This window comes from Butyricicoccus sp. AF18-9LB, assembly GCF_027684505.1.
Taxonomy (GTDB): domain Bacteria; phylum Bacillota; class Clostridia; order Oscillospirales; family Butyricicoccaceae; genus Agathobaculum; species Agathobaculum butyriciproducens.
Genome location: NZ_JAQCWA010000008.1, coordinates 22503 through 46004, shown reverse-complemented (window position 1 = coordinate 46004; position 23502 = coordinate 22503). Strand labels below are relative to the sequence as shown.

Annotated in this window: 21 protein-coding genes; 9 read left to right on the top strand and 12 right to left on the bottom strand. The window is 54.3% G+C overall.

What is annotated here, in order from left to right:
- Positions 1-6 precede the first annotated feature (6 nt).
- Positions 7-1482: a stage IV sporulation protein A gene (gene spoIVA, locus PGY33_RS06770; protein ID WP_118480071.1), complete on the bottom strand. Its 1476-nt coding sequence runs from the start codon at positions 1480-1482 to the stop codon at positions 7-9.
- 14 nt (positions 1483-1496) lie between these two features.
- On the bottom strand, positions 1497-2972 hold the full coding sequence (locus tag PGY33_RS06765; RefSeq protein WP_270477842.1) for a DUF3794 domain-containing protein: 1476 nt from the start codon (positions 2970-2972) through the stop codon (positions 1497-1499).
- A 141-nt stretch (positions 2973-3113) separates the two neighbouring features.
- On the opposite strand from PGY33_RS06765, the gene PGY33_RS06760 reads away from it, so the two are divergent.
- Positions 3114-3260, top strand: a complete 147-nt coding sequence (locus PGY33_RS06760) for a hypothetical protein (protein WP_158557213.1) — start codon at positions 3114-3116, stop codon at positions 3258-3260.
- A gap of 153 nt (positions 3261-3413) precedes the next feature.
- On the opposite strand, the gene PGY33_RS06755 is transcribed toward PGY33_RS06760, so the two are convergent.
- The 3 genes from PGY33_RS06755 to nrdD are packed head-to-tail and all read right to left on the bottom strand — an operon-like array spanning position 3414 to position 6566.
- The gene (locus PGY33_RS06755) at positions 3414-3929 is read right to left on the bottom strand and encodes a deoxyuridine 5'-triphosphate nucleotidohydrolase (RefSeq protein ID WP_118285774.1); all 516 of its coding nucleotides are present in this window, start codon (positions 3927-3929) and stop codon (positions 3414-3416) included.
- Positions 3930-3945: 16 nt separating this feature from the next.
- Positions 3946-4440 carry an anaerobic ribonucleoside-triphosphate reductase activating protein gene (gene nrdG, locus PGY33_RS06750; protein WP_270477841.1) on the bottom strand — a complete coding sequence of 165 codons (495 nt, stop codon included), beginning with the start codon at positions 4438-4440 and terminating at the stop codon, positions 3946-3948.
- Between the two features lie 5 nt (positions 4441-4445).
- Positions 4446-6566, bottom strand: a complete 2121-nt coding sequence (gene nrdD / locus PGY33_RS06745; RefSeq protein WP_118480065.1) for an anaerobic ribonucleoside-triphosphate reductase — start codon at positions 6564-6566, stop codon at positions 4446-4448.
- A gap of 426 nt (positions 6567-6992) precedes the next feature.
- Here nrdD and PGY33_RS06740 point away from each other — a divergent pair, with 426 nt between their 5' ends.
- The 4 genes from PGY33_RS06740 to hydF all read left to right on the top strand — a co-directional run bounded on the left by PGY33_RS06740 (position 6993) and on the right by hydF (position 11040).
- Positions 6993-7250 (top strand): TM1266 family iron-only hydrogenase system putative regulator, encoded by a 258-nt coding sequence (locus PGY33_RS06740; protein WP_110436788.1) that lies wholly within the window; start codon positions 6993-6995, stop codon positions 7248-7250.
- Positions 7243-8289, top strand: coding sequence for a [FeFe] hydrogenase H-cluster radical SAM maturase HydE (gene hydE, locus PGY33_RS06735; RefSeq protein ID WP_118480063.1), 1047 nt, complete (start codon positions 7243-7245; stop codon positions 8287-8289). Before PGY33_RS06740 ends, hydE begins: the two co-directional genes overlap by 8 nt.
- Positions 8290-8361: 72 nt before the next feature.
- Entirely contained in the window at positions 8362-9810 is a 1449-nt protein-coding gene (gene hydG, locus PGY33_RS06730) for a [FeFe] hydrogenase H-cluster radical SAM maturase HydG (protein WP_118480061.1), read from the top strand.
- A gap of 12 nt (positions 9811-9822) precedes the next feature.
- Entirely contained in the window at positions 9823-11040 is a 1218-nt protein-coding gene (hydF, locus tag PGY33_RS06725) for a [FeFe] hydrogenase H-cluster maturation GTPase HydF (protein ID WP_118480059.1), read from the top strand.
- A gap of 236 nt (positions 11041-11276) precedes the next feature.
- On the opposite strand, the gene thiD is transcribed toward hydF, so the two are convergent.
- A complete protein-coding gene (thiD, locus tag PGY33_RS06720) occupies positions 11277-12074 on the bottom strand; it encodes a bifunctional hydroxymethylpyrimidine kinase/phosphomethylpyrimidine kinase (RefSeq protein ID WP_118480057.1) in 798 nt (265 codons plus the stop codon).
- A 1-nt stretch (position 12075) separates the two neighbouring features.
- A complete protein-coding gene (locus PGY33_RS06715; protein WP_199667436.1) occupies positions 12076-12969 on the bottom strand; it encodes a radical SAM protein in 894 nt (297 codons plus the stop codon).
- A 176-nt stretch (positions 12970-13145) separates the two neighbouring features.
- On the opposite strand from PGY33_RS06715, the gene metF reads away from it, so the two are divergent.
- The 3 genes from metF to PGY33_RS06700 are packed head-to-tail and all read left to right on the top strand — an operon-like array spanning position 13146 to position 17022.
- Entirely contained in the window at positions 13146-14006 is an 861-nt protein-coding gene (gene metF, locus PGY33_RS06710) for a methylenetetrahydrofolate reductase [NAD(P)H] (protein ID WP_118359370.1), read from the top strand.
- Positions 14003-14647: a vitamin B12 dependent-methionine synthase activation domain-containing protein gene (locus tag PGY33_RS06705; RefSeq protein ID WP_270477837.1), complete on the top strand. Its 645-nt coding sequence runs from the start codon at positions 14003-14005 to the stop codon at positions 14645-14647. Before metF ends, PGY33_RS06705 begins: the two co-directional genes overlap by 4 nt.
- A gap of 5 nt (positions 14648-14652) precedes the next feature.
- Positions 14653-17022, top strand: a complete 2370-nt coding sequence (locus tag PGY33_RS06700) for a homocysteine S-methyltransferase family protein (RefSeq protein WP_270477836.1) — start codon at positions 14653-14655, stop codon at positions 17020-17022.
- Positions 17023-17254: 232 nt separating this feature from the next.
- On the opposite strand, the gene PGY33_RS06695 is transcribed toward PGY33_RS06700, so the two are convergent.
- Both PGY33_RS06695 and PGY33_RS06690 read right to left on the bottom strand, forming a co-directional pair.
- Entirely contained in the window at positions 17255-18253 is a 999-nt protein-coding gene (locus PGY33_RS06695; protein WP_118480049.1) for a helix-turn-helix transcriptional regulator, read from the bottom strand.
- Positions 18246-18770: an O-acetyl-ADP-ribose deacetylase gene (locus PGY33_RS06690; protein WP_116704923.1), complete on the bottom strand. Its 525-nt coding sequence runs from the start codon at positions 18768-18770 to the stop codon at positions 18246-18248. Before PGY33_RS06690 ends, PGY33_RS06695 begins: the two co-directional genes overlap by 8 nt.
- A gap of 129 nt (positions 18771-18899) precedes the next feature.
- Between PGY33_RS06690 and PGY33_RS06685 the strand changes: the two genes are divergently transcribed.
- On the top strand, positions 18900-19952 hold the full coding sequence (locus PGY33_RS06685) for a tyrosine recombinase XerC (protein WP_117488071.1): 1053 nt from the start codon (positions 18900-18902) through the stop codon (positions 19950-19952).
- A 213-nt stretch (positions 19953-20165) separates the two neighbouring features.
- Here the strand turns inward: PGY33_RS06685 and pyrB are convergent, their stop codons facing one another.
- The 3 genes from pyrB to PGY33_RS06670 all read right to left on the bottom strand — a co-directional run bounded on the left by pyrB (position 20166) and on the right by PGY33_RS06670 (position 23444).
- Positions 20166-21230, bottom strand: coding sequence for an aspartate carbamoyltransferase (gene pyrB / locus PGY33_RS06680; RefSeq protein ID WP_118359360.1), 1065 nt, complete (start codon positions 21228-21230; stop codon positions 20166-20168).
- Positions 21231-21318: 88 nt separating this feature from the next.
- On the bottom strand, positions 21319-22491 hold the full coding sequence (locus tag PGY33_RS06675; protein ID WP_118480047.1) for an ABC transporter permease: 1173 nt from the start codon (positions 22489-22491) through the stop codon (positions 21319-21321).
- Positions 22488-23444 carry an efflux RND transporter periplasmic adaptor subunit gene (locus tag PGY33_RS06670; RefSeq protein WP_118480045.1) on the bottom strand — a complete coding sequence of 319 codons (957 nt, stop codon included), beginning with the start codon at positions 23442-23444 and terminating at the stop codon, positions 22488-22490. Before PGY33_RS06670 ends, PGY33_RS06675 begins: the two co-directional genes overlap by 4 nt.
- Between the last annotated feature and the right edge of the window lie 58 nt (positions 23445-23502).

Below are 23502 nucleotides of genomic sequence, written 5' to 3'. Positions count from 1 at the left end.
CTGATTTCACAGGATGATGCAGATGAGTCCTCCTGCGCTTTCGTTGATGATCTTTTCCAGTGTTTCACGGATTTTACCGCGAGCATCATCCGGCATACGGCTCAATTTGTGCGACAATTCCTCACGCACGAGTTCATTGAGCGACTTTCCGAAAATATTGGTCTCCCAAATCTTCTCCGGCTGTTCCTCAAACTCGCTGAGCAGATAGTGTACCAGTTCTTCCGACTGCTTTTCCGTGCCGACGATCGGATTGACCTCGGCTTTGATGTTGGCCCGCATCATATGGATGGATGGTGCAGAAGCCCGCAGACGCACGCCATACCGCCCTCCCTGCCGAACGATTTCCGGTTCCTCGAGCGACAACTCCTCCACCGACGGCATCACAATGCCGTAACCGGTCTGATATACCTGATCGAGCGCACCATGCAGCCGTTCGTACTGCTGTTTCACTGCAGCGAAATCCTCAAGCACATGAATCAAATCTGCGTCATCCCGCACCTGAATGCCGGTCTGCTCGCCGACAATGCCATAGAATACGGTTTCCGGTACGTCCACATGCACGACCGCCGAGCCGCTGCCGAGCGCCATATTGTCCACACTCGCCCGCTCGACGTATTCGTTCTCTTCGAGGGTACGGCATAGCTTCTGTACATCGCGCATTTTTTCTCCGCCCTCGGTGGCTGTGCGGATGCACTGGTAAATGCTGTTCTGCACCGGATGATACAGCGGCAGAGTACCGATATAACGTGGAAGGACAAAACCAATCTCGCAGACCGGAAATTCATACAGCACCTGCTGCAGAATATCTGCAATGCCGCTCTCATCCAGTTCAAGACAGTTCACCGTAATCGGTGCAATCCCGTACTGCGACTGCAGCTCGGCGCATACACACTGTGCTGCTTCGCCGTTCGGCTCTGACGAGTTTACCAGCACGAGAAACGGCTTGCCGAGTGACTGCAGTTCCTCGATTACGCGTTTTTCTGCCGGTATATAGGCTTCACGCGGCAGATCGGTAAAGCTGCCATCGGTCGTCACCACCAGTCCGATGGTAGAGTGTTCACCGATAACCTTGTGTGTGCCAATCTCTGCCGCTTCGGCCAGTGTCATGGGTTCCTCCTGCCACGGTGTAGATACCATGCGCGGTGTATCTCCCTCCATGCCGCCGAGTGCGCCCTCTACCAGATAGCCTACGCAGTCCACCAGCCGTACCCGGCATGCGCCGCCTTCCGGCAGAGCGATCTCCGCCGCTTCTTCCGGCACAAATTTGGGTTCGGCAGTCATAATTGTCCGTCCGGTGCCGGACTGCGGCAATTCATCCCGTGCGCGCTCCCGCTTGTAGGGATTCTCCATATCGGGCAGCACCATAGTCTCCATGAACCGCTTGATAAATGTGGATTTGCCCGTACGAACCGGACCGACAACACCAATATAAATATCACCGCCGGTACGGCTGCTGATTTGATCGTAAATCTGGTTTTCCATTCTCTTCCCGCCTTTCAGTCCTGAATCGGAATCAGCAGCATGGCATTCTGCACATACTCTGCCTCTGCCGGCAAGTCGTTCGCGCAGCGGATCGCCTGCTCGGTCGTATCGCAGTTTTTGGCAATGTCCCATAGCCGTTCTTCGCCGGTGATTTGCCTGAGCACCAGCGTTACGCCGTTATGTCTGCTCTCCTTTGGCTTGATCTCCAGCGCAGAGATATAGCAGAACGTCACGCGCTCCTGTGTTGCAGCAGTGCCGTTTGCGTTGACAGTCAAAAGCAATCCGCGCTCACCCGCCGCTGTGGCGCGTGCTGAAAGTGTAAGATCTTCCGGCTCTCCGACTTCACTATACGGCATGGTCAGCGGTACAATACGCTGCACTGCGCAAAGCTGCTGTTCATCACTCAAATACAGCACACGAACACCGGCTTTGACCTGCAGCTCGCTCTCCGATACGCGCTTTGCGCCGCAGCAGACCGCCTGCGCGGAAATCACATGAGAAACATGCTGTGCAGTCTGCAAAGTCTCACTGCCTTCGGCGGTAAACGGCTGCGCGGACGGCATATTCTGCAATACAGGATGTTCTGCCTGCGCAGCAAGTACCTTGCCGGGCAGATACATATCCTCGATGCAGCGCAGCTTACGCTCCTGCCGCAGCAGTACTATTGCTTGTGCGCTGATGGTGCAGGACAACATGCCATCGGATTCCAATCGGCAGTCTGCCTCGGATACGGTCATATGAACTGCGGTCAGGGCGCCTTCTTCTGCTTCCGGCAACTCGAGAATCTGCGTGAACGGCGTGCTGTTGTTCAGTACGCGCACAGCATCATCCTCCTGCATGGCAAGACAGTGCAGTATCGCTTCACCTTTCACGATGATTCTGCCATGCATGGCGCGGCACTCGGATACCTGCATCGTGCAGTCGGTGTGCAGAAGGGACAGCTCCGCTGCATCCGCAAGCTGTATGTCGTCCAGTATTGTCACCGGATAACTGCGCACCTGCTCCAGCAGCGTTATGCTCTGCAAATGGCTCAGGCATTCTATGCCGTCCAGTTCGACCGATTCTGTCACGTCGCACTCTGCTTTGCAGTAGCCTTCGGTTAAAAAGCAAAGCTGAACGCTGACGCATACCTTGCGGCTGTTCATAGCTTCGGCCTCTACCGCAGCAATGCGGCACACGGTGCTGCAGACAGATTCTGCCGAGACACCCTCGCATTCCTCAATATGCGCAAACGTGACCGGCACGGAGAGCCGACGCAGTTTACCGCCGTTTTCCGGTTCGTACAGTACAGTCGTCTGCACGGTGCCGGATACCAACAGGCGGCCATTCTGCGGAGTCTGGTCCTTGATGGTCGCCGTACCATACGCGCACACGATTCGTCCGATATCCGGAAATGTGTCCGGCACAATCGAATCCGCACTCTCTGTCGCCACAGAGATATGCGCTAATTTCTTTTCATAGTAGCAGATGCTTGTTTGATTCAGTTCCATTGATGCTGCCTCCTTTGGTTTCACCGCTGCTCCTGCATTACCATATGAAGCGCTTGTGTAAAATATGAGCAGATCGTTTTCGCTTTGCTGTCACATTTTCCATCCTCGCTGCTTATACTGGTAACAGGAGCGTGATGCGCTATGTTCTGCCGTGGTCAGGCGATCGGTCTTGCCGTATTTATGTTTGGAACAGGCTTGCTGCTGGGCAGTCTGCTCCCATCCTGTCTGCCGGTGTGGCTGATTGCACTGGCAGTGATCGCGGCAGGGCTGTTCCTGCTGCAGTGCTGAAGGAGGGTAAGGCATGATGAAGGTTGTTGTATGGAAAAGTCCCAAGTGCTTACGCGGGATCCTGTGCTGCCTGTTTCATGTAAACAGGGCATAAGAAAAAGCGCATTCGCAGATAAATCTCTGTGAATGCGCTTTTGGCTGTTTATGGAATTGTTACTTCTTTTCAGTCGTGCTGCCGAAGCCACCGGTGCGTTCACCGTCAGCCTCATCGTCCACGGTGATACCGAACGGCAGGAAAATACCCTGTGCAAAGCCGTCGCCTGCGGCAACCGAGAGGGTTTTGCCCTTGTGATCGTCGCTGGTCATCTTAATGAGAATGTGTCCTTCATTTTTAGCCTCAAAGTAGTCGCTGTCGATAATGCCAACCGTATTGTCAAGCTGCAGACGGTGACGGAAGCCCAGACCGGAACGCGGGTACAGGCTCAGCACCCAGCCGTCCTCGATCATAACGCGGATACCGGTCGGAATAAGGATGGTCTCATGCGGAACAAGCGTAAAGCTTTCCGGCGCAAAAAAATCATAGCCGGCAGAGCCTTTGGTCGCGCGGCGCGGCAGCCGGATGTTCTGATAGACCTTCTTGGCCTCATCCGCGCTGCGGCGGGTAGCCGCGCACCAGTCACGGACAAACTGTTCCTCGGATACCTTGAAAAACTGTGCGATCTGTTGCATAATTCAGCACTCCTTTTTACTTATCGTCATGCAGGACGATACTGTTAGCCGCAAGCGTGCGCGGAACATCGATCACGCGCTGGTTGGCACTGCCGCACCAGTGAAGCTGCGGATCGGCCTGCACCTGTACAAAACGACCGTCGATCAGCACGTCAATCTGATCGAGAAACGGCAGCCACTTGATTTCCTCCCAGCGATAGCCGGTGTACAGCCAGATGGTCTTGTCCGGAAACTTCTGCCGAATCTCGCGGCACAGCTCGCTGACCTCCTCACGGTTGCCGGGGAAAAGCGGATCGCCGCCGGAAAACGTAATGCCGGAGATATAGTCCTTGCCGAGCTCGGTGAACAGCTCATTCTTTGCTGCCTGATCAAACAGCAGACCGCCTTCCGCATCCCATGTGATGGGGTTGTGACAGCCGGGACAGGCATGTCCGCAGCCGGCCACCCACAGCACAACACGCAGGCCGTCGCCGTTGAGCATATCGTCCTTGGTTATATTGTGATACTGCATTCGTGTTACATACTCTTTCTTTCAGCAATTTCGGCCATCTTGGCATCGTTCAGGCGCGTATCGCCCTTCACGCGAGAGTAGGAAAGATAGCCGTTCATTCTCTCGATTTTGGTAAGGTTGCGGCTGCCGCACTTCGGGCAGACATCCATAGACAGCTCCTCATGACCGCAGTCATCGCAGTACGCGAGTGACAGATTGACACCCTCATAGAAGCCCTTTGCCATGGCGCGGCGCACCAGAGAGCGAATCGCCTCATGGTTGTAGTCAATCGGGTACTTGACATACTGGATCTTGCCGCCGTTGCACAGATTCCAGAAACGCCCCTCAAGATCCTGCTTCTGAATCGGTGTCAGGTCCTCGGTAACGTGGCAGTGGAAGCTGTTGGAGACATACGGACGATCGGAAACGCCCTCGATGATGCCGTATTTCTTGCGGAACTGCTCGACCTGCAAACCGCACAGACTCTCTGCCGGTGTACCGTAGATAGCATACAGATTGCCGTCCTCGTTCTTGAACTGCTCGACCTTATCGTTGATATACTGCAGTGTTTCGAGGGCAAACTGACCGTCCTCGGCAAGCGATTTACCGTTGTACAGTTCCTGCAGCTCGTTGAGTGCAGTAATGCCGAACGACGCAGTAGCGGTTTTCATGATCGGCTTAATCTTGTCCGACGGCTTGAGATGCCCGCCGTAGAAGCCGCCCTCGCAGTACGCCAACGGATTGGTAGATGCACGCATCTCCCCCAGGTATGCATAGGTGCGGATGTGCAGCTTGCGGATAAGCTCCAGATAGTAGTCCAGCACCTCGCGGAACGGACGGCTCTCCTGCTGTGCCTTAGCGTAGATCATCGGCAGGTGCAGCGATACCGCGCCAATGTTCCAGCGGCCGACAAATACCGGCTTGTCGCTCTCATCAGCGGGCTTCATGCCTCCGCGCTCGTACCACGGAGACAGGAACGCGCGGCAGCCCATCGGACTGATGATCGCGCCGTACTTCTTATACATGCTCGGCACATAGCCTTCACCGGTCAGCGACAGCCAGTCCGGATACATTGCACGGGACGAGCACAGGATACCGGCTTCAAATACATCCTCAAGCAGCTTGCCGGGACCGTGCAGGTTCTCATCGTACAGGAATACGATCTTCGGGAACAGGACCGGCTTTTTCTGGCCTTTTTTGCCCTGCCCCTTGCGGCGTACATTCAGCATGGTAATGGAGGCCAGCTTGGCAAAACGACCAGTGCCGGTTCCCATTGTCATGGTGATGAACGGATAGTCGCCGCGGCTGGATGCTACCGTGTTGAACTTGTACTCCCAGCCCTGGAAGCCCTGCTCAAAGTCGTTGAGAATGTCCGCCATAACTTCCTTCTCGACCGTATCAGCATCCAGTCCCAGACGAGTATACTTCTCGGTCAGCATTTTGTAGCTGCGCTCGGCATACGGCTCGAGCAGCAGATCGACCGACGGCACGGTAAAGCCGCCGTACTGCTGACTTGCAGCGGAAAGCACGATATCACCGATCACGTCAAATGCAACATTAAGTGTTTTTGGCTCGTTGTACCACAGATTGCCCATCTCAAAGCCGTCCTTGAGGACACTCGCTACATCAAACAGGCAGCAGTTCATGGTATCGCGGCGTGCCGACATATCGTGGACGTAAATGTAGCCGTCCCGACAGGCCTGCAGTTCCTCGGTGTTCATAAAGAACTTCTGGTACAGCTCCTTGTTGAGCTGATTGAAGATCAGGCTGCGCTTAGTGGAGACCAGCGCGGAATCCGTGTTGGAATTTTCCTTATCGCCGATATACATGATGGACTGGCTTTTCTGGTATACGCTGTCCAGCATGCCGACAAAATCCTGCTTATAGTTGCGGTAGTCGCGGTAGCTTTTGGCAACCTCCGGCTGCACCGACTCAAGTGCAGACTCAACGATGTTGTGCATTTGCCAGATCTGAATCTCGGTCATGTGATGGTCACGGATATAACCCTCGACATGATTGCAGATCGACTTCAACTCATCCTCTGTAAAGTTGTAGAGGACACGGTTTGCCGACTTATTAACGGCGATAACAACCTTCTGGATGTTAAACGGTTCTTTGGTGTGATCCTTTTTGACAACTCGAACCATGTGTTGTTCTTCCTCTCTAAATTTCATATGTTCATCATTATATCATATTGTCCGATAAAAAGCGAACAAAAAAGCACTGCTGTTTACAGGCAAAGCGTAAAAGTGCATACCCATATATCATGTGCCGCTATTGCATTGTACCATACAAGATATAGATTTGGAAGGATAAAATTCGACAAAAATATCATACATATTTTTGCGAAAATAATTCTTTGCATAAAATCGTCGGTTTTGCTTGCGGGTCTGCCGACTATCCTCTATAATAGATGTAGCGATCCTGACAGTAAGCCTCTGCGTCCGCAGATTCTGCATGAAAGGAGCCGTCCATATCGTATTGCAGCGTTTCCTGCACGGAAGCGCCGTTTATATCTGTATCGGACTGCGTCTTTCAGAGGACGCAGTTATTTTTTGTTCCGAGGTGTTTTTATGCAAACAAGAGTTGCCGTAATGGGAATCGTGGTAGAGAACACGGATTCTGTGGAACGGCTCAATACCCTGCTGCATGAGTACGGCAGCTATATCATCGGGCGCATGGGTATTCCCTATCGAGCGCGCAATATCAACATTGTGTCCATCGCCATTGATGCGCCGCAGGATGTGATTTCGGCTTTGTCCGGCAAAATCGGCAATCTGGACGGCATCAGCGTCAAGACCGCGTACTCCAATGTGCAGAGCGATGAATAAGGCGAAGCAGCTCATTGACCGGCTGGAAGCGCAGCACAGCCTGTCAATAGAGGAATACGAATATCTAATCGAAAACCAGAGCGATGAACTGGCAGCCTATGCCGCAGAGAAAGCGGTTGCCTTACGAAAACAGGTATATGGTACGGATGTGTACATTCGAGGACTGATCGAAATCGGCAATATCTGCCGCAACGACTGCTATTACTGCGGTATCCGGCGTTCCAATCCTGCGTGTGACCGCTATCGACTGAGCGAGGCGCAGATACTGGACTGTGCCCGGGAAGGCTATGTGCTCGGCTTCCGCACTTTTGTCATGCAGGGCGGCGAGGACAGCGCATTCTCAGTCGATGTGGTTTGCCATCTGGTACGACAGATCAAAGCCGAGTTTCCGGACTGTGCAGTAACGCTGTCGCTCGGAGAGTTCCCTCGTGAAGCCTATCAGGCGATGTTCGATGCTGGCGCGGACCGTTATCTGCTCCGTCACGAAACCGCCGATAAGGCACATTATGAAAAGCTGCATCCGGCGCAGATGTCGTTTGACAACCGTATGCGCTGCCTTCGTGATTTGAAAGACATCGGCTACCAGACCGGCTGCGGCTTTATGGTCGGCTCGCCGTATCAGACGGCACGAACACTCGCTGAGGACTTAAAGTTCATCGAAAAATTTCGGCCGGAGATGTGCGGTATCGGCCCGTTTATTCCGCAGAAGGACACACCGTTCCGCGATTTTCCGGCCGGAACGTGTGAGCAGACAGTGTATCTGCTGTCACTGCTGCGGCTGATCCAACCGAATTTGCTGCTGCCCGCTACAACGGCGCTCGGCACCATCCGGCCGGACGGCCGCGAGCGCGGACTGCAGGCTGGTGCAAACGTAGTGATGCCCAATCTGTCTCCGCTTGGGGTGCGAAAAAAATATGCACTGTACGACGGCAAACTATGTACCGGTGAGGAGGCTGCACAGTGCATCGGCTGCCTGTCGCGCCGTGTGGCATCGGTCGGCTGCCGGATTGTTACCGCACGCGGAGATATTATCCGATAAGTGATACATTTTAAGGGACTCTGACGGAAAGAGTAATCCTCTGACCGCAAGATAAGAAAGGAAAACGAAAAAATGGCTCAGTACAACCCGAAATCACTCCATGCAGAGGAGTTTATCAACCATGAGGAAATCCTTGAAACGCTGAAATACGCCGAGGAGAACAAACACAACATCGAGCTGATCGACAGCATTCTGGAAAAGGCCCGTCCGCAGAAAACGGCTACCGGCGTACACTGTGCCGGTCTGACGCATCGCGAAGCCTCCGTGCTGCTGGCCTGCGATATCCCCGAGAAGATCGAGGAGATGTATCAGCTGGCCGAGGAGATCAAGCTGGCGTTCTACGGCAACCGTATTGTTATGTTTGCACCGCTGTATCTGTCGAATTACTGCGTAAACGGCTGTGTTTACTGTCCGTATCACGCAAAAAACCGCCATATCACCCGCAAAAAGCTGACGCAGGAAGAGGTTGCCCGCGAGGTTATCGCACTGCAGGATATGGGGCACAAGCGCCTTGCCATCGAGGCCGGTGAGGACCCGGTCAACAACCCGATCGAGTACATTCTCGAGTGCATCAACACCATCTACTCCATTAAGCATAAAAACGGTGCAATTCGACGTGTCAACGTCAACATTGCGGCGACCACAGTCGAGAATTACCGCAAGCTGAAGGACGCCGGCATCGGCACTTACATTCTGTTTCAGGAGACCTACCACAAGCAGAGCTACCTCAAGCTGCATCCGGCAGGTCCGAAGCACGATTACGACTACCACACCGAAGCAATGGATCGCGCGATGGACGGCGGCATTGATGACGTTGGTCTGGGTGTTCTGTTCGGTCTGGAAATGTACAAGTACGAGTTTGCCGGTCTGCTCATGCACGCCGAGCATCTGGAGGCTGTACACGGCGTTGGCCCGCATACTATCAGCGTACCGCGTATCAAGCGCGCGGACGATATCGATCCGAACGTATTCGACAACGGCCTGAGCGACGAGCTGTTTGCAAAGGTTATCGCGTGCATCCGCATTGCCGTGCCGTACACCGGCATGATCATCTCCACCCGCGAGAGCCAGCAGGTGCGTGAGAGGGCACTTGGTCTGGGCATTTCGCAGATCAGCGGTGCTTCCCGTACCTCGGTCGGCGGCTACGAGGAAGAGGAGCGTCCGCACGACTCTGAGCAGTTTGATGTATCCGATCAGCGCTCGCTCGATGAGGTTGTTCACTGGCTCATGCAGCTTGGGTTTATTCCGTCGTTCTGCACCGCCTGCTACCGTGAGGGGCGCACCGGCGACCGTTTCATGAGCCTGTGCAAGAGCGGCCAGATCCTCAACTGCTGCCACCCGAACGCATTGATGACACTCGCGGAGTATCTGGTCGATTACGCAAGCGAGGACACCAAGCGCGTCGGCATGGAGCTGATTCAGGAGGAACTTAAAAAAATCCCGCGCGATAAGGTACGCGAAATTGCAGCCGAGCATATCAAGGATATCTGCAGCTCCAACCGCCGTGATTTCCGCTTCTAAGGAGGGTTTCCTATGGGACTGAACGCACAGCCCTCCGGCGAGCGTGTACACATCGGCTTTTTCGGTCTGCGCAATGCGGGCAAATCCAGCGTGGTGAACCGTGTGACCGGACAAACGCTGTCCATCGTGTCCGATATTAAGGGCACTACGACTGATCCGGTGCAGAAAGCGATGGAACTCCTCCCTATCGGTCCGGTGGTTATCATCGACACGCCGGGCATTGATGATGAGGGCACGCTCGGTGAGGAACGTGTCCGCCGGGCGCTCCGCGTGCTGGAAAAGACGGATATTGCGGTTCTTGTCACGGACAGCACGCGTGGTTTGCAGCCTGCCGAGCAGGAGCTTATCGAGCTGTTCCGCAAGCGGGAGATTCCGTTTGTCATCGCGCACAACAAGGCGGATTTGACTTCGGTTCCTGTCGCTATGCCGGAAAACGAGATTTACGTCAGCGCAGCAGCCGACAGCAACATCCGTGAACTCAAGGAACTGATCGCACGAGCCGTCAAGCCGACCGAGCCGGAAAAACGTCTGGTTGCTGACCTGCTTGCGCCGAATGACACAGTCGTACTGGTCGTGCCGATCGACTCAGCTGCACCGAAAGGCCGGCTGATCCTGCCGCAGCAGCAGACCATCCGCGATATTCTGGAAGCAGGCGCAATTTCGCTTGTCACCCGTGAAACCGAGCTGACCCGCACGCTGGAATCCTTGCGTGAGCCGCCGCGGCTGGTTATCACGGACTCGCAGGCGTTCGGCATTGTGGACAAGCTGGTGCCGAAAAATGTCCGGCTGACCTCGTTCTCCATCCTGTTTGCCCGATACAAAGGCAATCTGCGGCAGGCGATTCTCGGTGCTGCACAGTTGAATTCTTTGCAGGATGGCGATACTGTGCTCATCTCCGAAGGCTGCACGCATCACCGCCAGTGCGGCGATATCGGCACGGAAAAACTGCCGAACTGGATTCGCAGATTTACCGGTAAGGATGTGCAGTTCTCGTTTACCGCGGGTAATGAGTTTCCTGAGGACGTGAGCAAGTACGCACTTGTCGTGCACTGCGGCGGCTGCATGCTGAACGAGCGGGAAATGCAGTATCGTCTGCGGCACAGCGCCGAGCGGAATGTGCCGATGACCAACTATGGCATTGCCATCGCTCATATGCACGGCATTCTCGATCGTGCACTTGCTCCGTTCCCTGATCTGCATCAGGCATGGAGCAGCACCGCAAACGGATAAAACATGGGGCGCGCTGAAAACAGCGCGCAAGAAAAGACGAGTAAGTTTCTCCGAATGGGGTTTGCTTACTCGCCTTTTTGCTTTAGATTAAGGTGTAAAACAACACCGGTGCAGTGTAAATGAGTGCAGGGACAAGAAGCCTTTTTCAGCCTTTTGTCCCTGTATTCTTTGCACTTTTTCCTGCTTACATTTTGAAAAATTGAAATGCTTGGCCTGCGTCGGGAATGCACCGCAGTTCACGCATGCCGGTTCTCCCAATCCGCAATGCGGTGCTGCAGCGGACCGGAACCGTGACCAAGATCCAGTTTGAAGTCAATGCAGGCGGTCAGATATCGCTTGGCTCGCTTGACGCTGCCGATGAGCGACACGCCCTGTGCCAGTCCGCATGCGATTGCACTGGATAGCGTGCAGCCGGTACCGTGTGTGTTCGGGTTGTCAATACGCGGCGCGGGAAGCCAGTGCATTTCTGTGCCGTCAAACAGCAGATCATCTGCGCAGTCTGCCAGATGACCGCCCTTGACCAGAACAGCGCCGCCGGTCTTGCCGACGATTTCGCGTGCCGCCTGCTCCATATCTTCACGGTTGGTGATGTTATGGCTGCAGACAGCGGCTGCCTCATGCAGATTAGGCGTTACCAAGGTACACAGCGGGAACAGCTCCTCCTGCAGAACCTTTGCCGCATCGTGATGCAGCAGCGCGGTACCGCTTGAGGACATCATCACCGGATCGAGTACGATATTTTGGGCGTGGTACGCCTTCAAGCGCTCCGCTACTGTGTGAATAATCTCTGCGTCATACAGCATGCCGACCTTGACGGCATCCGGGCAAATATCGTCAAACACACAGTCAATCTGTTTGCCAACCAGTTCAGCGGAAACCGGCTGCAGACCGAATACACCAGTGGTATTTTGTGCACACACGACAGTGATAACGGCCATGCCATACACGCCGAAGGCTTCAAAGGTTTTCAGGTCGGTCTGAATACCTGCGCCGCCGGTCGGGTCGGTGCCTGCAATGCTGAGAACGGTTTTCATGTTAGTTTTCCTCCAATCCTGTGCCGTCAAAGGCGGGAATAAAGCTCTCGCTGATGGATTCATCTTGCTGAAAAAAGCCGCCGAGTCCAAGCTCACCGAACAGCGTACAGGCATCTGCGTACTCCTCTGCGGTGATGGTGCGGTCAAGCTCGGGATAATCATGCATATCAAACGGCGTGTACTGCCGCATAAGACTGACAAGCACGCTGTCGCCCCATCGAGAGGCGATATCCCGAAGTACCTGCGCGGTGTCGCCGGCCAGTCCGGGCAGCATCAAATGCCGGATGACCGTGCCGCGCTTCAGCAGGCCATTTTTATCAAACTGCGGTGCACCTGTCTGGCGCACCATTTCATCAATAGCCGGAACGGCAAACTCACGGTAATCCTCCGCATGCGAGTACAGACCTGCGTAGTAGCTGCTGTAATACTTGTAATCCGGCAGATAGATGTCAATGTGACCATCGAGCAGCTGCAGCGTTTCCACTTGCTCATATCCGCTGGAATTGTATACAATAGGAAGCGAAAGTCCCTGTTTTCTGGCAATTTGCAGTGCTTCGATAATTTGCGGCACATAATGGGCGCCGGTAACAAGGTTGATGTTATGCGCACCTTTTTTCTCCAGAGAGAGAAAGGTTTTCGCCAGTGCATCTGCCGTAATGTTCTGTCCCTCGGCCTCTCTGCGGCTGATCTTGCGGTTTTGGCAGAACACACAGCCGAGCGAGCAATGAGAGAAAAACACCGTGCCCGAGCCATTTGTACCCGAAATCGGTGGCTCCTCCCACATATGCAGCGACGCGCGTGCGGCTTCGATTTCAACGCCTGCACCGCAGGCTCCGCGGTTCTTTGTACGGTCTGCGCCGCAGGCACGCGGACACAGCTGACAGTTCTTAAGCATATCGGTCAAAATAATCCCTCCGATACGGTATATTATATCGTATTTTTGTCTGGAAATAAAGTAGGGAAATGTGATATAATAAACACTACGGCTTTGGAACGTATAGAATTTTCGCGCGGATCAAAATCGTGTCTTTTATTAAACAGAAATACAAGTAGAAACATAGGAGATGCAATATGAAGGTTTCTCAACTTTTGAATCAGGACAAAGTAACCCTTTCTTTTGAGGTATTCCCGCCCAAGACCAACAGCAGCTATGAGTCTGTCGCACACGCAACGCAGGAAATTGCGGCATTGCGTCCGGACTTTATGAGCGTTACATACGGTGCAGGCGGCGGCACGAGCGAACACACTGTCAACATCGCGGCAGATCTCAAGAAGAAGTATGATGTTACCGTTCTGACCCATCTGACCTGTGTTTCGTCTACCCGTGAGCACGTTGCAGCGATGGTAAAAAAGTATAAGGATGCCGGTATCGAGAACATTCTTGCACTGCGCGGTGATATTCCGGAGGGCGGTGCTCCGCATTCTGACTACCACTATGCCGCTGAGCTGGTACGCGATATCAAGTCGCAGGGCGATTTCTGCGTCGGCGGCGCCTGCTACCCGGAGGGTCACGTTGAGGCAGCCAATAAAACCGAGGATATTCTGCACCTCAAGGAAAAAGTAGACGCAGGCTGTGAATTTCTGACTACGCAGATGTTCTTTGATAACAACATCATGTACAACTTCCTGTATCGCATTCGAGAAAAGGGTATTACGGTTCCGGTTGTTGCGGGCATTATGCCGGTGACGAATGTCAAGCAGATCAAGCGTATCACTTCCATGTCCGGCACCTACCTGCCCGAACGCTTCAAGGCCATCGTTGACCGTTTCGGCGACAATCCGGCGGCTATGAAGCAGGCAGGCGTTATCTACGCGACCGAGCAGATCATCGACCTGATTGCAAACGGCGTCAACCATATCCATGTTTACTCGATGAACAAGCCGGAAATTGCCGCAGGCATTCAGTCCAGCCTGTCGGAGATTCTCAAGTGATTGAACTGGACAGATCGGAAGCCATCCGCTACATGGGTTATCACGGCACGCAGCCGGATGAGGCTGTGCAGGCCAGCCTGACACGATGCGGTGAAGCACTGCAGCAGGCGGCGGAACCCAAGTCGATCTTCCGCGTGTTTCCGCTGCAGCATATTGACGCGCAAACGCTCGAGATCGCAGATGTACAAATTCACAGCAAAAATCTGGCACGTAATCTGCAGGGCTGCAGCGAGGTCTGTCTGATGGCAGCAACGCTCGGCATCGGACCGGATCGCCTGATTGCCCGCGCGTCTGCAGTCCGGATGAGCGACGCGGTGATCTATCAGGCGGCGGCAGCGGCCATGGTCGAGACCTATTGCGATGAGGTCAACGAATGCATCCGGCAGGAAGCCGCTCAGCGCGGCATGTACTGCCGCCCGCGGTTCAGTCCTGGCTACGGCGATTTTCCGATCGCACACCAGCGGGATTTCAGCCGCCTGCTGGATACGCCGCGCAAGATTGGCTTGACCGTGACCGAAAGCTGTCTTCTGGCACCTATCAAGTCGGTAACGGCGGTAATCGGTCTGTCTGAAACACCGCAGCCGTGTCACCGCAAGGGCTGTGAGGAATGCGGCAAGACGGATTGCACTTACAGGAGATGAAAAGAATGAAACTGACCGAACGACTGGGAAAAGAATGGGTATTTTTCGATGGCGGCATGGGCACCATCCTGCAGGAGCACGGCTTAAAAGCCGGTGAACTGCCGGAAACATGGAATCTGTCCCATCCGGATGAGATTATTGCGCTGAACCGCAGCTACTTTGAAGCTGGCTGTGATGTGGTGAACACCAACACTTTCGGTGCAAATGCCCTTAAATATCCGGATAACCTGCAGGAAATCGTACAAGCTGCAGTTTCGCATGCAAAAACCGCGCGTCAGCAGGCAGGCCGAGAGGATGCCTATATCGCGCTTGACATCGGCCCGACCGGCAAGCTGCTCCAGCCGATGGGCGACCTGCCGTTTGAACGGGCGGTCGAGCTGTTCGGAGAAACCATTCGCATCGGTGCGGCGGCGGGCGCAGACCTCGTGCTCATCGAAACTATGAGCGACAGCTACGAGGCCAAGGCGGCTGTGCTGGCTGCCAAGGAAAACTGCGACCTGCCGGTGCTCGTAACGCTGATTTTCGATGAAAAAGGCAAGCTGCTGACAGGCGGCACGGTGGATTCCACGGTTTCCATGCTCGAGGGCTTGCGCGTAGACGCGCTCGGCGTTAACTGCGGTCTTGGTCCGAAGCAGATGCACCCGATCATCGAGCGTCTGACGCAGGTCAGCTCACTGCCGATCATCGTCAACCCGAATGCCGGTCTGCCGCGCAGCGAAAACGGCAAGACGGTATTCGATATCGCGCCTGCTGAGTTTTCCGACCTGATGGAAGAAATCGCAGGCATGGGCGTGCAGGCACTTGGCGGCTGCTGCGGCACTACGCCGGAGCATCTGCGGCTGACCATCGAAAAGTGCCGTAAGGTACCGTTCCGACCGCCGGTGGCCAAGCGCCGTACGGTGGTCTCCTCGTTCTCGCAGGCCGTGGAGATCGGTCCGAAGCCGGTTATCATTGGTGAGCGTATCAACCCGACCGGCAAGAGCAAATTCAAGGCAGCTCTGCGCGAGAATAACATCGAGTACATCCTCGGTGAAGGCATGGCGCAGGAGGACAGCGGCGCACATATTCTTGATGTCAACGTCGGTCTGCCCGAAATCGACGAACCCGTGATGATGGAGCGCGTTGTTACGCGCCTGCAGAGTGTTATCGCGCTGCCGCTGCAGATTGATACCTCGGATACCATCGCAATGGAGCGCGGCATGCGTCTGTACAACGGCAAGCCGATGATCAATTCGGTCAGCGGCAAGATGGAAAGCATGGAAGCCGTGTTCCCGCTTGTACGCAAGTACGGCGGTGTTGTTGTTGGTCTGGCACTGGATGAAAACGGCATTCCGTCCACGGCAGAGGGCCGCATCCGGATTGCAAAGAAGATTTACGATGCAGCGGAGAAATACGGTATTCCGCATGAGGATATCGTGATTGACGGTCTGGCGATGACCATTTCGTCGGACAGCGGTTCGGCTCTCGTAACGCTTGAAACGCTGCGCCGCATTCGTGATGAGCTGCACGGTCACTCGATTCTCGGCGTATCGAACATTTCGTTCGGTCTGCCGCAGCGTGAGATTGTCAACTCGAACTTCTTCACAATGGCGATGCAGAGCGGTCTGTCCTGCGCGATCATCAACCCGAATAACGAGGCGATGATGAAATCGTATCGTTCCTATCTGGCGCTGGCCAACCTGGATGAGCAGTGCGCGGGCTACATTGCGGCCTACGGCAACCAGCCGGCAGCGGCTCCTGCGGCAGCAGGCGGCACGGCGATGCCGCTTGCGGAGAGCATTGAACGCGGCCTGCGTGAACGTGCGATCGACGCGGCAAAGGAAATGCTGCAGACGGTTCCGCCGCTCGAGGTTGTCAACAACGAGCTGATTCCGGCGCTTGACCGCGTCGGCAAGGGCTTCGAGAAGGGCACCGTGTTCCTGCCGCAGCTGCTCATGAGCGCAGAAGCAGCCAAGGCGGCTTTCGAGGTCGTAAAGGACGCGATGAAGGGCGAGAGCCAGCAGATCAAGGGCAAAATTATTCTTGCGACCGTCAAGGGAGATATTCACGATATCGGCAAGAATATTGTCAAGGTTCTGCTGGAAAACTACGCCTATCAGGTGCTCGACCTCGGCAAGGACGTTCCGCCCGAGGTGATCGTTGATACCGCTATCAAGGAAGATGTTCCAGTGGTCGGCCTGAGTGCGCTGATGACGACAACGGTTGTCAGCATGGAAGAGACCATTAAACAGCTGCGTGAGAAAAAGCCGGGCACCAAGGTCGTTGTCGGCGGTGCCGTGCTCACACAGGAATACGCAGATTCCATCGGCGCGGACTGCTACGCGAAGGACGCTATGGCAACCGTGCATTATGCGGATTCCGTATTTGGCGTATAAGATAAGAAAAAGAGACTGTATCACCGATACAGTCTCTTTTTTACGAAATTAAGCGGCGTCTTCGAGTTCTTCAAGCGCCTCCTGCTTGGTGTCGGCAGAGAAAAGAAACGCGCCGGTTCCGTCATATACTTCAATGTGTCCGTTTACATATTCGAGAGTGCAGTTCATCTTGCGCATCCCCTTTCCTTTTGTTGTACATAGTATAACAAAAGGAAAGTACGTTAAACGGTACTTAGTCTATGAATTTGTGAATCTGCTTTTCAAACGCTTCGCAGACCTCCGGCGGGTTTACAATGCGCACATCGCCTTCCAGACTGAACACCCAGGAAAAAAACTGCGGACTGACGACAACATCCACATCCAGATAAAAATGTTCGTTATCCGCCGGAAACAGACGCAGACTGCTGCCGAAGCGGTCGAGCATGACACCGATAAAGCGGTTCAGGCATTTCAGCTTCACGGTTTTCTCCTCGCCGGAGAACATGCCGAACACCTTACGGGAGTAGGCTGCCGCGTCAAACCGATCATCGAACAGCTGTTTACCCTCACGAGGCAGGTCGGTCTGCACAAGTGAATCCATCTTATCTACGCGGTAGTGGCGGATTTCACCGGCATCGTGATCGAAGGCAATCAGATAGTAATTTTCATTGTCCCACGTCAGTGCCCACGGACTGACGCGGTAGCGCGCACCATCTCGGCGGTACTGCTTTTGAATGCGCGGACTGGCAGAGAAATTCAGCACCCAGTTGAAATAGTGAAACGTAATCTGGACATCGTTGGATATGGCCGCATGCAGCGCATCAATATTGTAGTAAATCTGCTCATTAAGCGTTTTCACACGTTCGGAAACATACACCTGACGCTGGAGCGTATGCGCTTCATGGTCACTGGTGAGGTGCTCGATTTTGCCGATGAGCTCGTTGGATTTTTTCTCGGTGATAAAGCGGGAGCACTGGATTGCATCCACGAGCAGCTTGAGCTCGGGCAGTTCAAATTCGCGTGACGCGACGTAATAGCCGCCGCCGGTACCTCTCTGACAAATTACATCCAGACCAAAATTCTGGAGTGCTTCGATGTCCGAATAAATACTTTTGCGCTCAGCGGTAATTCCGCAGCGCTCGAGCGCCGCACGCAGTTCATCTGTGGTAAGTTTATGGTTCTCATCCGTTCGCTGCAGCAGGATTTGGTATAAATACAGCAGCTTCAGCTTTTGATTCGGATTTTTAGACATGGTTAGCCTCCCGTTCAGAAAGCGCGTTTTGATACGCCGAAAGCGTGGTTCCATCAAAGCAGATCATGCTTACCTGCTCAATTTCTGCATGAGTTGAAAGATATTCCTCAATCGTACGGATAGCGATTTCAGCGGCACGATTCAGCGGAAAGCGATACACACCGGTGCTGATGGACGGAAACGCCACGGTTTTGCAATTTAATTCAGATGCAATGCGCAGGCAGTTTTGATAGCAGCCTGCCAGCAGTACCGCCTCACCCGCATGTCCACCGCGCCAGATCGGTCCCGGCGTATGAATGACATACCGACATGGCAGACGATATGCTCGTGTTGCTTTGGCTTCGCCAGTCCGACAGCCGCCGAGCGTGCGGCATTCCGCCAGCAGCTCCGGTCCTGCTGCACGATGAATGGCACCGTCCACACCGCCGCCGCCCAGCAGGGACGTGTTGGCAGCGTTTACGATCGCATCTGTCGTGCATTGGGTAATATCTCCGCGCTGAATAGAAATTCGGCTCATCAGCCATGCCCCTTCCATTAAGTTGTTGGCTTTATTATACGTTGTTTTTCCGAAAATTGCAAGTTTGACGCAAATTGCAGAATGCGTTATAATAAATACAGTATCACAGCAGGCGAGGAGAGCGCAGCAATGGACAAGCCGATGAACGAATACGCCGCAGACGCACCGCGCGTTTTGCGGGATTTTTTAACCTATATTTCCACAATACGCGGCAAATCCGCAAAAACCGCACACGAGTATTATCTTGATTTGCGGCTGTTTTTTCGCGTACTCAAGCACAACAAAGGCGCAGTCGATAAAAATCTTCCGCTTGATGAGATCGACATCAGCGACATTGATCTGGATTTTATCCGTGATATCACGCTGTCGGACACCTATGATTATCTGGAATACATGGCGCAGAGCCGCCCAACTCAGCAGAACAGCAACCACACCAATTACGGATTGAGTGTCAACTCGCGTGCACGCAAGGTCTCTGCGATACGCGCGTTTTTTCGGTATTTAACCGATAAACAGCATGTTTTAGAGGTCAATCCGGTCAGCGGACTGGAAGCGCCGACTGTCCGTAAATCTCTGCCGACTTATCTTACAACGGACGACAGCGTGCGGCTTCTGGAATCCGTCACCGGCCCGTATGCCGAGCGAGATTACTGCATCCTGACGTTTTTCCTTAACTGCGGCATGCGTGTTTCCGAACTGGTCGGACTGAATCTGACCGACTTCAAGGACGATACCGTGCGCGTGCTCGGTAAGGGCGGCAAGCAGAGGACGGTATTTCTCAATGATGCGTGTCTTGCCGCACTCGAGCAGTATCTGCCCAAACGCCTGGAGCCGAACGAGCAGGACGCGGACGCGCTGTTTGTCAGCAAAAAGCGCAACCGTATTAACGCACAGACAGTCAAGTGGCTGGTAAAGAAATATATCGGTCAGGCCGGTCTCGATCAGAAAAAATACTCTGCGCACAAGCTGCGTCACACAGCAGCAACGCTCATGTACCAGAACGGCGTGGATATCCGCACGCTGCAAAGCATTCTTGGTCACTCGAGTGTGGATACGACCATGATCTATACCCACATCGAGAATGAAAACATGCGTGAAGCTGCGGCAAGAAATCCGCTGGCGGAAATCCGGCCGAACGGTGAGCGTGTGCCTGTAAAACAGCCGAAAAACAGCGATAAGTAACAAAAGGGGCGCGCTGCAAAATAGTGCGTAAGAAAAGACGAGTAAGTTCCCTCGAAAGGGAGTGCTTACTCGTCTTTTTGCTTTATGATTAAGGTGTGAAACAAAATCAAACCACCCATTTCCGAAAACAGGCACAGGGACGAAATGCCTTATGCAGCCTTTCGTCCCTGCGCTCTTTGCGGACCTGTTCTGCAACAGCCCCTTTGTTTTTTATTACAGCTGCAGCTCTATCGCGGCATCGCAGTACGGACAGCGGTCACCGACCTTGCCGTGCAGCGGTACATACAGCTCGCTTCTTGTAATGCACTTGTGGTTGGAGCAGCGGATGCCAGGATCTGCACCGATTTCATGATGACCGGCACGCTCGAACGGCAGCTTGGACAGCGTCAGCAGCAGTGCCATACGGCCGAACATGCCGAATCGTGCCTGGCGGAAGTAGACCGCACGCGGATCATCATCCACGTCCTGTGCAATCTCATCAACACGCGGCAGCGGATGAAGCACCAGCATGTCCTTCTTGGCGCGCTTCATCTTCTCAGCAGTCAGCTGATAATTGCCTTCAAGGTTTGTGTACTCCTCTGCCGTGACAAAGCGCTCGCGCTGAATGCGGGTCATGTACAGCACATCCAACTCGGGAAGAACTTCATCAATGCTGTCTACCTCGCAGAACGGCATATTGTTGTCTTTCAGGAATTTTACCATATAGTCCGGCAGCTTGAGTGCATCAGGTGCAATCAGATAAAACTGTACATTATGATACCGCTGCAGAAAATGCAGCAGAGAATGCACGGTACGGCCGTACTTCAAATCACCGCACAGGCCAATCTTCATATCGTCAGCCGAGCCGCGCATACGCAGAATGGTAATCATATCGGCAAGCGTCTGGGTCGGGTGCAGATGACCGCCGTCGCCGGCATTGATGACCGGCACAGACGAGTACATTGAAGCTACCTTGGCTGCACCCTCTCGCGGGTTGCGCATGACGATCATATCCGCATAGCTGGATACCATGTTGATAGTATCCTTGAGCGTTTCGCCCTTAGACGCAGAAGTAGCGTTCGGATCGGAAAAACCGACAACACTGCCGCCCAGTCTCATCATCGCGGTGGAAAACGACAGGTTGGTACGGGTAGAAGGTTCATAAAACAGGCTGCCCAGCACCTTGCCGCGGCAGGCATCTACATAACCCTCCGGTCGGTCGATAATATTGCTGACCAGCTTGTACAGATCGGAAAATTCCTTTTCCGTTAAATCACATAAATCAATAATATGGCGCATGCAAACTCCATTCCTTTCTACGGTACAGTCGCCCTATTCGTTATTTGTCACTGTTAATGATAGCACAAATAAAGGCGAAAGAAAAGAGTTATTTGCATATTGCGTCGATTGGATCGAGAGCAGCCGCACGAACCGCCGGGAGCAGTCCGGCAGCGGCTCCGCTGAGTGTGGAAAGTATCAGCAATCCGGCAAACACACGGCCTTCCGGCAGGAGCAGTGCTGCTCCGAAGTGCAGGAGCGCACCTGCGGCTGCCAGACCGGCGGTTCCGCCGAACAGGCACAGCAGCACAGCCTGCAGGAGAAATGTCCGGCGAATATCATGCGGCTGTGCGCCGAGCGCCAGCAGAATGCCGATCTCCCCTGTTTTCTCGTGAGCGGCAGCCAGCATGCTTCCCATCACACCGATGAGCGCGACAAACAGTGTTACCGCACCGACGGCGGCAAACAGGCCGATTCCCATTTCGGCAAGCTGCTGTACGGTCTGCACCGCACCCGACATATTCTGTACATGCACGCCGCGCACCTGCTGTCGATCGGTCAGGTACTTTTCGATCTGAGAGCTGACCGAAGCAGTATCTGCCTGCGAAATGCACTGCACGAACACTTGATCCGTGCGTTCGGTTTGCGACGCGATACACACATACGGCACATAGACCAGATGCGGTGCAACCGCCGACAGCATTCCGCCGAATGCCCCCGTCTGTGCCCGCACAACACCGCATACCGTGAAATACCGGTCGGTGCCGTTTACCTTTAGCCGAATCTGCCGTCCGGTGATATTTGTCCGTCTGTACAGCGCCTGTGCCAGATCATCGCCGACCACGGCGACCGGCTCAGCGTTTGCACACTGCCATGCGTTCGGCAGTGTGCCTGCCAGCATCTCCATCTGCATGACTTCACCGAGCCGTTCGTCTGCACCGAGAAGTACCGCGTGCTCAGTTGTGTGTCCGACGCGCACGGTGCCGCTCTGCGCCTTGATCGGCATCAGCGTGCGAATGCCGTCCACATCCTGCTCTATCTCATCCGCCAGTGCTGCCGAGAGTATCGTTCCCGCGTGTCCGCTTTCCGTGTACACCGATAAACCGCTGACGCCGAGTGTCTGCAAACCGACGTCCACCTGTTTTCGCCCATACAGACCAATGGAAAGGATAAGCAGCAGTGCACCGCTTCCAACCGCAACAGAAAGCGCGCAAAGTGCCGTCCGCAGCGGACTTTCCCGCAGATTATGTGCCGCAAGTGACAGAATATCCCGCAGTCTCATGTCTGTACCTCCACCGGATCACCGTCAGTCAATTCATCGGGCGGCGACAGAATGACCGATACACCTGTTGGCAAGCCGTCTATAATTTCAACCGTATCCTCGAGCAGATAGCCGGTCTGTACCGCGCACTGCACGGCATGGCCGTCCTGCACGCAGAATACAAACTCTTGTTCTCCGCGCTGGCAAATTGCTTCATATGGTACAACCGCAGCATCGTCTCGATGGTCTGTGAGCACCTTAACGGTCGCGGAATAACCGGGGCGCAGATTTTCGGTTGAGCCGTTCAAATCGAGCAGCACCTCAACGGTTGCTTCGGCATCTTCGTTTGTCAGACTAAAGGTTTTCACAGCCGCAGGAGCAATTGCGGTTAATTCGGCGTGAAAGGTGCCGTCCACTGCCGAAAATGTGATGTTAGCGCGCTGCCCGACAGCAAGCTCTCCTACATATAGCTCGGGAGACTGCGCACGCACGCGCAGCTTATCCGGATTCGCAATTTGTATGCACGGCATATCGGCCGATACACTCTCGCCCGCCTGCGGAACGGTCAGCACAGTACCGTCCATCGGCGCATACAGCGCGTGAGCGTCCTCGGCGGTGACAGTGTTCACCGTGCCGGAAATTGCAAACACGCTCTGTGCGGTCTGCCAGTAATCCGCAGCTGTTTGCGATCTGCCGATATCAGTCAGCGTGCACAGAATATCACCCTTCTGCACGGTGTCGCCTGCCTCGGCATACACTGCACTTACTACACCATTTTTCGCCGGACAAACCGCTGTGCTCTCTGCGGACTCGACCGTACCGAAAATCGTCACACTATTGTAGATATCCTGCGTTTCGGCGGCCGCTGTGCGTACCAAAACCGCCTCCGGTGGACGGTGCTTCCACGACCAGAACAGCATTGCCGTCAGCACACCTGCCGTCGTAAGCAGCACCGCGCGGATCTTTTTCTCCAAATGCAAAACCTCCCCTGACGCAAACTGAGTTTAGTCTGCGGAGAGGAGGTGTAAATTA

Coding starts and splice junctions, on each gene's coding strand:
- spoIVA (WP_118480071.1), bottom strand. CDS start 1,482: ATGGAAAACCAGATTTACGATCAAATCAGCAGCCGTACCGGCGGTGAT.
- PGY33_RS06765 (WP_270477842.1), bottom strand. CDS start 2,972: ATGGAACTGAATCAAACAAGCATCTGCTACTATGAAAAGAAATTAGCG.
- PGY33_RS06760 (WP_158557213.1), top strand. CDS start 3,114: ATGTTCTGCCGTGGTCAGGCGATCGGTCTTGCCGTATTTATGTTTGGA.
- PGY33_RS06755 (WP_118285774.1), bottom strand. CDS start 3,929: ATGCAACAGATCGCACAGTTTTTCAAGGTATCCGAGGAACAGTTTGTC.
- nrdG (WP_270477841.1), bottom strand. CDS start 4,440: ATGCAGTATCACAATATAACCAAGGACGATATGCTCAACGGCGACGGC.
- nrdD (WP_118480065.1), bottom strand. CDS start 6,566: ATGGTTCGAGTTGTCAAAAAGGATCACACCAAAGAACCGTTTAACATC.
- PGY33_RS06740 (WP_110436788.1), top strand. CDS start 6,993: ATGCAAACAAGAGTTGCCGTAATGGGAATCGTGGTAGAGAACACGGAT.
- hydE (WP_118480063.1), top strand. CDS start 7,243: ATGAATAAGGCGAAGCAGCTCATTGACCGGCTGGAAGCGCAGCACAGC.
- hydG (WP_118480061.1), top strand. CDS start 8,362: ATGGCTCAGTACAACCCGAAATCACTCCATGCAGAGGAGTTTATCAAC.
- hydF (WP_118480059.1), top strand. CDS start 9,823: ATGGGACTGAACGCACAGCCCTCCGGCGAGCGTGTACACATCGGCTTT.
- thiD (WP_118480057.1), bottom strand. CDS start 12,074: ATGAAAACCGTTCTCAGCATTGCAGGCACCGACCCGACCGGCGGCGCA.
- PGY33_RS06715 (WP_199667436.1), bottom strand. CDS start 12,969: ATGCTTAAGAACTGTCAGCTGTGTCCGCGTGCCTGCGGCGCAGACCGT.
- metF (WP_118359370.1), top strand. CDS start 13,146: ATGAAGGTTTCTCAACTTTTGAATCAGGACAAAGTAACCCTTTCTTTT.
- PGY33_RS06700 (WP_270477836.1), top strand. CDS start 14,653: ATGAAACTGACCGAACGACTGGGAAAAGAATGGGTATTTTTCGATGGC.
- PGY33_RS06695 (WP_118480049.1), bottom strand. CDS start 18,253: ATGTCTAAAAATCCGAATCAAAAGCTGAAGCTGCTGTATTTATACCAA.
- PGY33_RS06690 (WP_116704923.1), bottom strand. CDS start 18,770: ATGAGCCGAATTTCTATTCAGCGCGGAGATATTACCCAATGCACGACA.
- PGY33_RS06685 (WP_117488071.1), top strand. CDS start 18,900: ATGGACAAGCCGATGAACGAATACGCCGCAGACGCACCGCGCGTTTTG.
- pyrB (WP_118359360.1), bottom strand. CDS start 21,230: ATGCGCCATATTATTGATTTATGTGATTTAACGGAAAAGGAATTTTCC.
- PGY33_RS06675 (WP_118480047.1), bottom strand. CDS start 22,491: ATGAGACTGCGGGATATTCTGTCACTTGCGGCACATAATCTGCGGGAA.